We start from the raw sequence: 13,114 nt of genomic DNA on the forward strand, positions 1-13,114 counted from the left end.
TGTTATTCCATTAAAACTCAGTTGACGTGTGTAACGACATCCTTCGGTGATTCAACTGGTTGCTAAGAGGATTGGCGCGTAATCAGTTCCGTTGCGATCGTAACTTTGCGAGGAACGGGTGCTGCATTCGTAATGATATCCAGCAAGGTCGTCACTGCCAGCTCCCCCAACCATTCCGTATGAACTTTGATGGTTGACAGCGTCGGAAAGACGTACTTTGCAACACTGACATCGTTGAAGCCGATAATTGCGATCTCCTCAGGAATCTTGATGTTTTTTTCTTGCAAAGCACGCATAGCGCCAATCGCTAAGGCATCACTGGAAGCAAATAAAGCACTTGGCAACTCTTTGTTTTGCTGCAAATACTCTTTCATCGCCTCATAACCGCCCTCTACTGTAAACGGTGCGCTGAGATGATATTGTGGGTGGTGCAGCTTCAACCGACGGAGCCGTTCCTCAAAAATTCGGCGCCGAGGGTCTTCGATTTCTTGGTGATGATCCTTGGTAAACTCAACGCCTGATAACAGGCCGATCCTTTGGTGGCCTTTTGCAATAAAGTCATCGATCACTAAATCCACCGCTTGTTGAAAGTCCACCACCAGAGAATTGACGCCCTGAGCCAATGCGTCAAAATCGACCATCAACAAATTGGATTGGCTTTTTTTCAATTGTCGAATCTGGTGATCATCAAATTTCCCTAGTGCAATCGTTCCATCGACTGCGGTATCAGTCAATCCTTCGTAGGGTTCTTTCAGCAAACGAATCCCTAATTCTTCGGTTTTGTTTTCAATCCCGATACGGATCGCTAAATAGTAAAGATCCGCTAATTCTTCCTCGGTATCAAACCATTGGATCAAGCGCATACTACTGGTTTCTGGCTGACTCTTTTTTTTATGTTTTGTGTAATTGAGTGCTTCTGCGGCTTTAAAAATTTTCTCTTTGGTTTCAGAACTGACCGATAATTCTGAATCGTAATTCAGCACCCGTGATACAGTGGCTGGCGAGACGCCAGCCTGTTGTGCAATATCTTTAATCGTTGCCATCTTCCAGCCTCCTTTTTTTGCGGGGAACTTTTTTATAAAGTAGCTATAAAGCGAGCAAAGGCCGCTTGCCCTGTCTGGTCTCGCTTGAAGACGCCTGCATGCGTCAATACTTGTGTAAAGACTTCCCCTAATGCATTACGTAAAATCTGCGACACGTTTTCGGCATTGCATTCTGGGTGCTGGGCTTTGATCGCATCTGCCCAAGGAATATGGTATGCCGCGATCTGATTGGGCTGATTCAATAGATAAGCAGTCACTTCTTCTAGTTCCGGAGCTAAACGCGGCGGGAGAACTGCCAAGCCCATGACTTCAATCAATCCGATATTTTCTTTTTTGATATGCTGCACTTCTTGATGCGGATGAAAAATGCCGTCAGGATGTTCTTTGGAAACATTATTATCCCGCAAGACTAAGTCCATTTCAAACAGCTCTCCTTGCTTGCGTGCGATCGGTGTCACCGTATGATGAGGCGTTCCATCTTCTGAAAAGGCATTGATCGAAACACTTGGATCTGAGTACTGTTGCCATTGGGCGAACACATATTGGCAAGCGGCGGCTAATTTTTGTTTGTTTTTCGCTTGTAGTCGTATCACCGACATTGGCCACTTCACGATCCCCGCAGCGACATCAGGAAAACCAGTTAAAGAAAAGCGTTGCTCGATCGGCGCTTTTGCCATGGCAAACGTGTGCCGTCCCCCTTGATAATGGTCATGAGACAAGATCGAACCCCCAACGATCGGCAGATCGGCATTGGACCCGACAAAATAATGCGGCATCACTTCAATGATCTGCAACAAGCGAGCGAAGGTTTGCAAATTGATTTTCATAGGACGATGGTCTAAAGAGAGAAAAATCGAATGCTCATTGTAGTAGGCATAGGGCGAATATTGAAAGCCCCATGCTTCATTATCCAAATTCATACGGATGATCCGATGGTTGGTCCGCGCTGGATAATTGACTCGTCCTTGGTAGCCTTCATTTTCCAAACACAACAGACATTTCGGATAATCTACAGAAGCAGCAGCTCCTTCTTTCGCTATTTGCTTGGGATCTTTTTCAGGTTTTGATAAATTGATCGTGATCTCGATCTCCCCATATTCGGTATCAACTGGGAACACGATATTCTTTGCGATGGCCCGAGTCTTGATGTAATCATTTTGACGGCACAGCTCAAAGAAATAATCCGTCGCTTCTTTAGGATCATTGGCATAATGCTGCGCAAAAAAAGCATTGACTACTGAAGGCGGTGGCGTCAAAAAGTCCATCAACTGTGCTTCAAAGATTTCTCTTTCTGCGTGAGAATCGCCAATTTGCTGATTGCTTAAAGCGCATGCCACCAGCTCGTCCATCAAATCAATGGAGGACCGATCGACAGAACGAATTTCGCTGGGCTCAAAAACAGCTTCCCCGATCATGGCTAGTACTCGGTTTTGCAAATAAATACGATCCATTTCCATCCAGCCGCCAGCCTTGATTGCTAAAGTGACGAAATCGCTGATTGTTTGGCTGATCGTCATTGGTTATTCCTCCTGCCCTTGATACCCATTTGGATGGCTGACATGCCAATTCCAAGCAGTCTCGATGATTGCTTCGACGTCGGTATAGACTGGTTTCCAGCCTAAAACCTTTCGTGCTTTTTCACTCGATGCCACTAAGGTACTTGGATCACCGGCACGGCGAGGCGCCACTCTGGCTGGGATCTCTTTTTTCGTTACATTGCGAGCAGCTTCCACCATTTCTTTCACAGAGTACCCATGATTGCTGCCTAGATTGAAGACATTGCTCTCATTGCCTTTTTGTAAATATTCTAATGCCAACAGGTGAGCAGCGATCAGATCTTCGACATGGACATAATCGCGAACACAAGTACCATCTGGAGTATCGTAATCCTCCCCAAAAATCGCTACCTCTTTACGTTGTCCTAAAGCAGCTTGCAAGATGATCGGTACTAAGTGTGTTTCTGGATCATGGTCTTCACCGATCGAAGCATCCGACTTCGCGCCAGCCACATTGAAATAACGCAATGCGACATACTTCATTCCATAAGCTTCATCGCACCAACGCATCATTTTTTCCATGATCAACTTGCTTTCGCCATATGGATTTTTAGGATTTGTTGGGGTTTCTTCTGTGATTGGACTATGGTCAGGTTCCCCATAAGTTGCTGCTGTAGAGGAAAAGACGATATGTTTCACTTGATGTTCCTTCATCACTTCTAAGAGGACCTGCATCCCATACACATTATTGTTGAAATACTTCAATGGTTTTTCCACAGATTCTCCCACCAAAGAGCTGGCAGCAAAGTGAATCACGCCATCGATCGTTTCTTTTTCAAATACCGATTGTAAAAATGCTTTGTCGCGAATATCTCCTTCATAAAAGGTTGCTGCTGGATGGATCGCTTGGCGATGTCCTGTCAGCAAATTGTCAACGACAACGACTTGTTTTCCTTGTTCGATCAATTGATCGACTGCATGAGAACCGATATAGCCGGCTCCTCCTAATACTAAAATCGCCATATTTTCAGCCTTCTTTCTTCATTCCTTCATCGTTTCTTATTCTACAGTTTTCGTGCACCATCATCAATACTTGCTTGATAAATGTCGGTTGCGTAGCCGATTTCTGCTAAATAGGCTGCTTTGACTGACGCTTCGAAATCAGCCCATTCACTTGCTTTGACCAATGCGATCCCGCAACCGCCAAAGCCCGCACCAGTCATCCGCGCACCTAGAACAGCAGGGTGCGCTTGAGCGGCTGCGACTAGTGTATCTAGTTCATGCCCTGTCACTTCATAATCATCTCGCAATGAAGCATGGGAGGCATTTAATAACTGGCCGAATTCTTCAAGATCACCAGCAGTCAAACCAGCTTTTGCTTTCAATGTCCGTTGGTTTTCCGTCACCGCATGTTTCGCCCGTTTGATCAAGCGTGGATCATCGATCAATGCTGTATTTGCAAAAAAGGTTGCTTCGTCTAATGCGCCCAATGAATCAATGGCTAATGATTTTTGCAAACGAGCCAATGCTTCTTCACATTCTGCACGTCGTTCATTGTACTTAGAATCAGCCAATTCGCGGCGCTTATTGGTATTCATGATCGCTACGACATAATCGCCAAATGCCGCTGGTACGACTTCATAATTTAACGTGTTCGTATCTAAAAGCAATGCATGGTCTTTTTGACCCATTCCGATCGCAAATTGATCCATGATCCCTGAGTTAACGCCAATAAACTCATTTTCGACTTTCTTGCCGATTTTAACTAAGTCCAAGGTCGTCAGGGTTAAATCAAAGAGATCTTTTAGACAAACCCCCGTCAGCAATTCAATCGATGCCGAAGAAGAAAGACCTGCGCCATTCGGAATGTTGCCATAAAAAGCGATGTCAAAGCCTCGATCGATCACTTGCCCCGCTTCTTTTAGGAAACGAACGACTCCTTTCGGATAGTTTGTCCAATCATCTTCTTTTCGGTAATCCAGCTCATCTAACGAAAAGGAGATCACGCCTTTTTCTGGAAAGTTCTCTGAATAGAGTTGGATCAACTGGTCTTCACGTTTTCGTGCTACTGCATACGTCCCTAATGTGATCGCCGCCGGGAAAACATAACCGCCATTGTAATCCGTGTGTTCACCGATCAAGTTGATTCTCCCTGGTGCAAAATACATGCCTGTGCCTTCTGTTCCAAATTTATCAATAAATATCTGTTGCAATTGCTCCATTTCTCTCACTCCCACTTTCTTTTTAGTAAACTTATTGTAAAATATTTACTAAATAATTTCAAGCGTTTTCAATCCCAAAAGTGATTTTTTTTGATATTTTTTCCGTTTTCATTCATAATGAACCTATAACTAAAGGCGAGGTGTTTAATGATGAAACGATTTCTTTCAGGATTTTTAGTAGGAACAGTCGCAACGGTTGCTGCAGCTGCAAGTGTTGTTATGACGGTCAAGAAACAAGTGATTGATCCAATTGATGAACAACAAGCGGATCATGATGAAAAACGGAAACGTGCGATGCGTAAAAGCGTTGCCCGTTAATCATTTGCTACAAAAGAGCCGTCAGCCTTCAATAGGCTGGCGGCTCTTTTAGGTATCATTCTTCCTTCTCCAGTAAGTCCTGCAAAATCACGGCTTGATTTTGTTCTTCATTTTTCGCTCCGTATAGTAAGGTCACGGTCTCTTGTTCAGCAACCAACGCGTTTAACTGTGCCAAGGCAACTTTTGCGGGCGCTTTCTCTAATTCTTGTAGATAGCGGTCTTTAAACGCATCAAAACGTTCAGGATCATGCCCAAACCATTTGCGCAATTCAGTACTTGGTGCGACTGCTTTGAGCCATAGATCGATCTGAGCTGTTTCCTTTTTCATCCCTCTAGGCCAGATGCGATCCACCAATACCCGATAGCCATCTGTCGTTTCCGCCGCTTCATAAATTCTTTTTCGCTTGATCAACGCACACTCTCCTTATTGATAGACCTAAGTTCAAATAAAGGCAAAAGCCCACAATGTAAATTGAACAATGACTTACTTGAAACACTCCGTTTGGTGTTTCGTCACTCATTCAAATTTGCTTGTGTTCTTTTGCCTTGAGTTCTCTGTTTTATAAACTATTTTTCTTTTTCGTCTTGCCGCTCCAGCCTTCATATCCTTCTTTTAGGATATAGACATTGGTAAAGCCTTCTTTACGTAATTTATTCGCTGCGCGAATACTCAACGATTTACGCGTGTCATATAAGTAGATCGGTTGATCTTTACGAAATGCGCTGAAGGAATTGGTTAAAACAGTAAAAGGAATATTACGCGCCCCTAAAATATGTCCACTGTCAAACTCATTTTTTTCCCGAACATCGATCACTTGGGCTTTCTTCATTCCTGCTTTGAATTCATCTTCTGAGATGATCGTTGCTGAACGGCGTCCCATGATTTGAAAATACGCCCAGTTCAAAGCGATTGCTAAGATGATTAATCCCAAAACCAAGTTTAGCCACATAATTGGTGTCATTTCTTCTATTCCTCTCTATTGTAACAATCATTCTTTTTTTGATTTATGCTGCTTGAATGTATCATTGCCTAGCAGCTTGGCATCTAAGCTTTTGCTGCAAATTGCAAAGCTAATGATGCTGCCCCGATCACACCGGCATCATTCCCAAGTTCTGCCAATTTGATTTCGGTACTTTCCGTTACCTGTGGGAAGGTAAACTGAGCAAAGTAGGCAGCAACCCGTTCACGTAAAAATTCACCGGCTGCTGATACGCCTCCACCTAAAACGATACTTGATGGATTTAATGTGTTTCCTAAATTTCCGCATGCCAACCCAAGGTAGAAGCACACTTTATCAACGACCATCAAGCCAAATGGATCGTTTGCTTGAGCCGCTTCAAAAATATCTTTACTTGAAACATCTTCCCCATTGTCCAGCTGCTGTTTCAATGCCGAATCGCCAGCATATTCTTCTGCCAACTGTCGAGCAACTCGCACAACACCCGTCGCACTAGAAACCGTTTCTAAACAACCACGTTTGCCGCAAGTACATTCAAACCCTTCAGGATCAACAGTGATATGACCGATTTCTCCAGCACAACCAGCAACCCCATGAAGCAATTGCCCTTCCATGATGATACCGCCGCCAACACCTGTACCTAGTGTGATAAAGATGACATCAGGATTGTTATCCCCTGCCCCTTTCCAGCGCTCACCTAAAGCTGCTACATTGGCATCGTTATCGATGGCAAAGGGGATTTTTGTGCCTTTTTCAATCAGTTCTTTGACTGGCTGAAGTGTTTTCCAGTTCAGATTGTAGGCACCGATGACGGTTCCTTTGTCACGATCGACACTTCCTGGTGTCCCCATACCAATACCGATAAATGCTTCTGGCTGTAAGCCATATAATTCTAGGCGATGATTGATCGATGCCACGATTTCTGGCACAATATGTGAGCCTTCATCAAGAATATTGGTGTCAATACTCCATTTTTGCTGAATCTCGCCTTCGCTCGTTAAAATAGCGAATTTCACCGTTGTTCCGCCTAAATCAATTCCGATGATTTTTTTGTCCATCACTTGTTTTCCTCCCGGCTTTCTTCAATTCGATGCTCCCGCGTAAGAATTCGCCGGGCAGTCAGATATACATCCCGATCTATCAAGCGACTGTCATAAAAGTTTTTCAGCTCGATTTGCATCAGTTCTATATCGTAGATCCGCTTGCCGACATATACGTAAACACCAAATTGTTTCAGTAATTGTTGTACGTCATATAACGTTTCCATTTAACCACTTCCTGCTTATTATACAAGTAATTAATATTTTTTAAAACCATATATCACAAAAATAGCCAATAAGAAAACAAAGAGTACGCCAGAGAGGATTCTGGTGTGGATCGAATATTTTCCATAGTTCTTTGGCAATGCCAAAAGATTCCCTAGCAATAAACCACCGAGGATCCCGCCAATGTGTCCCCACATATCGATCGTTTGATCAAACACCCCAAAAACCAGGTTCAATCCAACGAATAGGGAAAATTGCCGTACCATTGCTTGGATGCGGTAATCATTTCTAAAATGCCAACCTAAAATCAAAAATGCCCCGAAAAGTCCGAATAAAGAAGTACTAGCGCCTGCTGATTGAACCCCTATTTGGTTGAAGGCAAAACTCATGGTATTGCCCATGATGCCGCTTAGCAAATACAAGGCAAAAAAACGGCTATGACCATAGATGGCTTCTACTTGCTGCCCCATATAATACAGAATCACAGAATTGATCGCAAAATGAGCCAAACCGAAATGTAGAAAGATCGGGGTAACGAAACGCCAATATTCATTTAAATAAACGACAAACGGACCAAACATCACCCCGCCTGATTGAATAGAGGGACTAAAATAACCTAAGATAAACACAATTGTTTGGATAGCTAAAAACAGATACGTGAAGACCGGCTGATTCAGCCATCTTTTCATTTGAGAATTCATTGACGTGCTCCTTTACGTGCGAATAAGCGAATCCGTATAGATTTTATCGATTGGAATGTCGAATACATCTGGTGTCCATTGATCGTTGAATTGCTCTCCGAAGACCAAAGAAACGGTCTTGCCATCGAAAGCTGACAAGAAACGATCATAATAGCCACCGCCAAAGCCGATGCGATAGCCGTTTTTAGAAAACGCCAAACCGGGAACAATCAGCAAATCCAAGTGATGGGCTTCTTGCTCACTGATCGGCTCTTCAACTCCAAATGCCGACGCTTCATAACGCGTTGTCGGCTCCACATGATAAAACTGCAATTTTTTCTGTTGTGCTTTCGGCACTGCGATTCGTTTGTTTTGTTCAAATCCTTTAGCAAAAATAGCCGCTGTATCAAATTCAAATGGCAACGAACGGATCACACCTACTGACTCAGCTGTTTGCCAAATCTGAGAAGAAAACAGCAACTGCAAAATCAGCGTTTCTTTCTGCTGCTTTTGTTTGATTGGCATTTGTTTTAATGTTTGGATCATGTGCTCTCTAATGACTGGTTTTTCCATTGGATCACTCCTCTCAGAAATAGTACCAAAAACTGTGTCCAAATAGCAAACTAGAATCGCAGATTTCTTGGCAAGATCATGACTAGTTGCTCATTCTTCTTTACGTCGGATCAGCAAAAAGACAAAGTACGGTGCCCCCACGATAGAAATGATGATACCAGCTGGGATCTCGCCGCTTGTCAATAGCAAACGACCGATCGTATCACTGACTAAGACTAGCAGACTGCCGATCATTCCCGCTAAGAAAAAGGCACTGCGAGATTCTCTGCCGATGAGTCCCTTAGCGATATGAGGCGCCAATAAGCCCACAAAGGCTAAATTACCAGTATAGCCAACCGTACTGGCAGCCAAACCAACCGCGATCACTAAAAACCACGTCCGCAAACGGGTCAAAGAAACCCCTAAGCTAATTGCCTGCTCCTCGCCAAAGCCAAGTAAGTTAAACCTTGGTACGGTCCAGAAAGCTGCGGCAGACAATACGATGACCCAAGGAAGCAGACTGGTGATTTGCTGCCAAGAAGTTCCCCAAATCGAACCAGAAAGCCACGCTGTTACAAAGCGATAGCGGTCTTTTGATAATTCCACCGTAAAGAGTAAGGTAGCCGCCGCCAGCCCTGCATTGACGGCGATTCCCGCCAGCAGTACTCGCTCCATCGATAACAATTGGCGGTGCTTATAGGCAATCAAATAGACCAGTACAGCAGCTAATAAACCACCGATGATCCCAACGACAGGCAAAAGCTGCGATCCTTGGGTATAAAAACCTAAGTAGATCAACACAAAGAGCCCTGCCCCATTGTTGATTCCTACGATACTTGCATCAGCCAACTCATTTCTCGTTACTCCTTGCAAGACAAACCCAGAAAAACCAAAGGCACCACCAGCGATCAGCGCTAGACAAGCCCGTGGTAGTCGAAACTCAGTAAAAGTCAGTACTTGACTCGAAGATGCCGTTCCTTGAAAGATTGCCCCTAATGTCTGAAAGGATAAAATTGTTTTTCCCACCATGACACTTCCTAAAAAAGCGACCATCAGCAGTAGGAAAAAAACAGAGAGTGTTTTTTTCATCAGCCTTCCCTCCGTATCTTGATCAATAGAAAAGGCACACCAATCAATGCCATCAGTATCCCAAAGGGTGTCTCAAAGGGCGGATTGATCAGGCGGCCAGCCAGATCAGCGGCCATCACCAGTGTTCCCCCTCCAAGGATCGTCAAAGGCAAAATCAGTTGATAGTTTTTGCCCACCATTCCCCGCACGACATGAGGAACCATTAAGCCGACAAAACTGACCGGTCCAACAAGCGAAACTGCCATTCCCGCCAAAACTACGACTAACAGTAAGGCAGATGCCCGAATCAGATGCGGGTGCTTGCCTAATGAAATGACGGTGTCATCTCCTAGCGCTAACAGATTCAACGCTTTTCCTAGACGTAGCACAAAAACGATGGCAATCAGATAGATGGGGCCCACAAAACGCAGTTGCTGCCAAGTCACATTTGCGGCACCACCGATAAACCAAAAGGCTAACTCTTGATTTAAATCAAATTGCAGTGACAGGGTCTGACTGATGGCTGAGAAAAAAGAACTTAGTGCCACACCAGCCAAAATCAAACCTGTAGGTGACATACCCAATTTGGCATAGCGAGTCAATAAAAAAAGCAGCGCAGTTGCCGCAAAGGCACCAAAAAACGAAAATAGCGCCGCTTGACTCGGTTGAATACTAGGAAATAGGATAAATGCGATCGCTAATCCCATCGCAGCCCCACTGTTGACACCTAAAAGACCGCCATCTGCCAGAGCGTTTTTCGTAATTCCCTGCATGATAGCTCCCGTAACAGCAAAACAACTTCCTACTAGAAAAGCAGCCAACACACGGGGCAATCGAATATTGCGCAAGACTTGATGCAGCTGATTCTCATAATCAAAAGCAAAGATAGCATTCCAGATCGTTTCAAAGGAAAGGTCTGCAGCGCCTTGGGTGATCGCCAAAAAGAAACAGATAATAAAGCAGCCGCTAAAAAGCAGCAGCAACCAAGAAAACTTTTTCATGCTTGGGCTCCTAACTCATAGGTCAAGACCAATGGCTTTGTGCTATTAGGAAAGGTTCCTAACATGGCGTCGATCTCAAACAAACGCTGTAGCCACTCTTTGGTCAGCACTGTTTCTGGTGTACCAGAGACCAACAGTTCTCCACCTTTTAATGCATAAATATAATCAGAAAAACGAGAGGCATGATTCAGGTCATGAATCGACATAATGATCGTTTTTCCGTAGGTTTTATTGATTTGCTGTAATAAGAGCAAAATTTCTAATTGATGCGCTGGATCTAAAAAGGTCGTTGGTTCATCTAAAATCACGATATCCGTATCTTGCGCAAGTGCCATGGCGATCCAAACGCGCTGTTTTTGTCCCCCTGACAGCGTGCTGATCGTTTCATCTGCTAGTGCCGTCAAACCCGTTGCCTGCAAAGACCATTCGATCGCCGCAAGATCTTGTTCCGATAAACTATTTAGTCCTTTTTGATAGGGAAAACGACCATAAGAAACAATTTCGCGAATCGTCAAGCCAATCGATGAATCGCTAACTTGTGAGAGCAGCGCAATCTTTTTCGCCACTTCTTTGGTTTTGATGTTTTGCAGGTTTTGTGCATCTAAGAGGACCTCACCAGACAATGGCTGTAAAATTCGGGCAAGTGCCTTTAAAAACGTCGATTTCCCACTGCCGTTCGGACCAATCAAGCCGATGATTTTCCCTTCTGGCATCTCAATTGTTAGATTTTGCACAATTTTTTGTTTTTGATAGCCGACACTCAAGTCAACTGTTCGTAATTTCGCCATATTCGTCCCCAAAATAAATGATTGATAATGCTTATCAATTATGAATGTAATCCTACTATTCGTCAATAGTTCTAAAAAAAGGAAATAAAAAAATAAGATTGACAAAGAAGCGTTTCTTCGTGATAATAGCTATCAGCAAATGAGAACTATTCTCAATTAAAACAATAAGTGCTCAACATGTAACAAAGGAGGAAGTGTTTTTATGAAACAATGGTCAAAAAGAAGTACTTGGCTTACCCTGCTAGCTGCCTGCTCCCTTACCCTACTGGGTGCTTGCAGCACGAATAATGACTCAACGGATAGCAGTGGATCAGCCACTACTTCTTCAGAAATAGCAACAACCTTTACCGATGCGATGGGAAATGAAGTCACTGTTCCCGAAAACCCACAGCGGGTGATTGGTAGTTATTTGGAAGATTATTTGGTCGCTTTAGAGGTAACACCGGTTGCTCAATGGACCGTCGGCAATGACAGTGATCAAGCATACTTGCAAGACAAACTGGCGGAGGTTCCAAGGATCAACTACGATCTGCCCTTTGAAGATGTCTTGAGCTTTGAGCCAGACCTGCTACTGATGGATAGCAATTCCATGGTGGAAGGTGACAAATATGATCAATACAGTAAAATCGCGCCGACCTATGTGGTCACAAATGGCGAAGACGTGACCTGGCGGGAACGTCTGACAGATATTGCAAAGGTGTTACACAAAGAAGAGCAAGCTGCCCAAGTAGAAGCTGATTATGATGACTTAGTCGCTGCTACCAAGGAAACGTACGCTGATCAAATCCAAGGCAAGTCGATCGCTGCTTTATGGGTGGTCAATAACTCTGTCTTCATGGTTTCAGAAACAAAATCAAGCGGTCAGCTGCTGTATCACGAACTCGGGTTTGAAGTTCCCGCACTGGTTTCGGAAATCAGTGAAAGTGCCACTGCTGATTGGTCTGCCGTTTCTCTGGAAAAATTAGCAGAATTGGATGCCGATTACCTGATTTTAGTGAATAGTGATAAAGGCGCTGATTTTTTCAGTGAACAAGTCTGGCAAAATCTTGATGCAGTCAAAAACAATCATTTATGGGAATTCGGCCCTGAATCAAGCTGGCTCTACAACGGTCCGATCGCCTACACCAAAATGATCGAAGATATCCAGAGCAAATTGGACTAATGCGTTTCAAGAAATTCGTCAAGTAAAACTACTTAACAAATTTCAGGAAAAAGCTAGCATTCCCTCACGAAACATGCTATTATATTTTAGTCTGAGAGATTTCTTAGAGGATTCTTGTATCGTTAGGGGGGAAAATCATGCGCGTAAACATCACATTAGAGTGCACTTCTTGTAAAGAACGCAACTACTTATCAAACAAAAACAAACGTAACAATCCTGATCGTTTGGAAAAGAAAAAATATTGCCCACGCGAAAGAAAAGTTACTTTACACCGCGAAACAAAATAATGCTATTTAAGAAGTTCGCAAACGCTGATAACCAAGGCGTTTGCGAACTTCTTTTTTTGTAAAAACTAGCTTTGAGGTGATGGTTTTGAATGGAACTCCCCTTCTATTAGCCCTTGTTCTTTCAAACTTAGATAGTAATTGCATCGTCTCCTTGATTACTCTTTGTTTTAGCTGCTTCTTGACTTCTCTTCTTTGGACTTTTAAGCCAATTCTTTGTAAAGTCACAAAAATAAATTTTAATGTATAATGTATAGAAAAAAGGAGAAATTAAAT

16 protein-coding genes are annotated in these 13,114 nt (G+C 43.5%); 3 read left to right on the top strand and 13 right to left on the bottom strand.

Translation table 11 applies throughout. The features are described from left to right. Nucleotides 1-62: 62 nt before the first annotated feature. From ECA1_RS08930 to ECA1_RS08945, 4 genes are read right to left on the bottom strand one after another with little or no spacing between them, the layout of a single operon-like run. On the bottom strand, nucleotides 63-1,043 hold the full coding sequence (locus ECA1_RS08930) for a LacI family DNA-binding transcriptional regulator (RefSeq protein WP_060792273.1): 981 nt from the start codon (nucleotides 1,041-1,043) through the stop codon (nucleotides 63-65). A 32-nt stretch (nucleotides 1,044-1,075) separates the two neighbouring features. Further along, nucleotides 1,076-2,560: a UDP-glucose--hexose-1-phosphate uridylyltransferase gene (gene galT, locus ECA1_RS08935; RefSeq protein WP_060792274.1), complete on the bottom strand. Its 1,485-nt coding sequence runs from the start codon at nucleotides 2,558-2,560 to the stop codon at nucleotides 1,076-1,078. 3 nt (nucleotides 2,561-2,563) lie between these two features. Continuing rightward, entirely contained in the window at nucleotides 2,564-3,562 is a 999-nt protein-coding gene (gene galE / locus ECA1_RS08940) for a UDP-glucose 4-epimerase GalE (protein WP_005229400.1), read from the bottom strand. A 41-nt stretch (nucleotides 3,563-3,603) separates the two neighbouring features. After that, nucleotides 3,604-4,761: a galactokinase gene (locus tag ECA1_RS08945; protein ID WP_060792275.1), complete on the bottom strand. Its 1,158-nt coding sequence runs from the start codon at nucleotides 4,759-4,761 to the stop codon at nucleotides 3,604-3,606. A gap of 150 nt (nucleotides 4,762-4,911) precedes the next feature. On the opposite strand from ECA1_RS08945, the gene ECA1_RS17115 reads away from it, so the two are divergent. Beyond that, the gene (locus ECA1_RS17115) at nucleotides 4,912-5,079 is read left to right on the top strand and encodes a DUF3042 family protein (protein WP_017144401.1); all 168 of its coding nucleotides are present in this window, start codon (nucleotides 4,912-4,914) and stop codon (nucleotides 5,077-5,079) included. 55 nt (nucleotides 5,080-5,134) lie between these two features. Here ECA1_RS17115 and ECA1_RS08950 read toward each other — a convergent pair whose 3' ends face one another. The 9 genes from ECA1_RS08950 to ECA1_RS08990 all read right to left on the bottom strand — a co-directional run bounded on the left by ECA1_RS08950 (nucleotide 5,135) and on the right by ECA1_RS08990 (nucleotide 11,392). Continuing rightward, nucleotides 5,135-5,491 carry a DUF488 domain-containing protein gene (locus ECA1_RS08950; RefSeq protein WP_016610725.1) on the bottom strand — a complete coding sequence of 119 codons (357 nt, stop codon included), beginning with the start codon at nucleotides 5,489-5,491 and terminating at the stop codon, nucleotides 5,135-5,137. A gap of 148 nt (nucleotides 5,492-5,639) precedes the next feature. Continuing rightward, entirely contained in the window at nucleotides 5,640-6,041 is a 402-nt protein-coding gene (locus ECA1_RS08955; protein WP_005229396.1) for a rhodanese-like domain-containing protein, read from the bottom strand. 83 nt (nucleotides 6,042-6,124) lie between these two features. Continuing rightward, nucleotides 6,125-7,096: an ROK family glucokinase gene (locus ECA1_RS08960; RefSeq protein WP_005229395.1), complete on the bottom strand. Its 972-nt coding sequence runs from the start codon at nucleotides 7,094-7,096 to the stop codon at nucleotides 6,125-6,127. Further along, complete coding sequence (locus tag ECA1_RS08965) at nucleotides 7,096-7,305, bottom strand: YqgQ family protein (RefSeq protein WP_005229394.1); 210 nt, start codon at nucleotides 7,303-7,305, stop codon at nucleotides 7,096-7,098. The genes ECA1_RS08960 and ECA1_RS08965 overlap by 1 nt, the downstream gene beginning before the upstream one ends. A 30-nt stretch (nucleotides 7,306-7,335) precedes the next feature. After that, nucleotides 7,336-8,004, bottom strand: coding sequence for a rhomboid family intramembrane serine protease (locus ECA1_RS08970; protein WP_060792276.1), 669 nt, complete (start codon nucleotides 8,002-8,004; stop codon nucleotides 7,336-7,338). Nucleotides 8,005-8,016: 12 nt separating this feature from the next. Further along, nucleotides 8,017-8,556: a 5-formyltetrahydrofolate cyclo-ligase gene (locus ECA1_RS08975; RefSeq protein ID WP_010749307.1), complete on the bottom strand. Its 540-nt coding sequence runs from the start codon at nucleotides 8,554-8,556 to the stop codon at nucleotides 8,017-8,019. A gap of 90 nt (nucleotides 8,557-8,646) precedes the next feature. Further along, complete coding sequence (locus ECA1_RS08980) at nucleotides 8,647-9,624, bottom strand: FecCD family ABC transporter permease (RefSeq protein WP_060792277.1); 978 nt, start codon at nucleotides 9,622-9,624, stop codon at nucleotides 8,647-8,649. Continuing rightward, nucleotides 9,624-10,604 (bottom strand): FecCD family ABC transporter permease, encoded by a 981-nt coding sequence (locus tag ECA1_RS08985; protein ID WP_060792278.1) that lies wholly within the window; start codon nucleotides 10,602-10,604, stop codon nucleotides 9,624-9,626. The genes ECA1_RS08980 and ECA1_RS08985 overlap by 1 nt, the downstream gene beginning before the upstream one ends. Then, nucleotides 10,601-11,392, bottom strand: coding sequence for an ABC transporter ATP-binding protein (locus ECA1_RS08990; protein ID WP_060792279.1), 792 nt, complete (start codon nucleotides 11,390-11,392; stop codon nucleotides 10,601-10,603). Before ECA1_RS08990 ends, ECA1_RS08985 begins: the two co-directional genes overlap by 4 nt. A gap of 202 nt (nucleotides 11,393-11,594) precedes the next feature. On the opposite strand from ECA1_RS08990, the gene ECA1_RS08995 reads away from it, so the two are divergent. Both ECA1_RS08995 and rpmG read left to right on the top strand, forming a co-directional pair. Further along, nucleotides 11,595-12,554 (top strand): ABC transporter substrate-binding protein, encoded by a 960-nt coding sequence (locus ECA1_RS08995; RefSeq protein ID WP_060792280.1) that lies wholly within the window; start codon nucleotides 11,595-11,597, stop codon nucleotides 12,552-12,554. A gap of 137 nt (nucleotides 12,555-12,691) precedes the next feature. Beyond that, complete coding sequence (rpmG, locus tag ECA1_RS09000; RefSeq protein ID WP_005229384.1) at nucleotides 12,692-12,841, top strand: 50S ribosomal protein L33; 150 nt, start codon at nucleotides 12,692-12,694, stop codon at nucleotides 12,839-12,841. The last annotated feature ends 273 nt before the right edge of the window (nucleotides 12,842-13,114 follow it).

The sequence above is a fragment of the Enterococcus casseliflavus NBRC 100478 genome, from assembly GCF_001544095.1.
GTDB classification, from domain to species: domain Bacteria; phylum Bacillota; class Bacilli; order Lactobacillales; family Enterococcaceae; genus Enterococcus_D; species Enterococcus_D casseliflavus.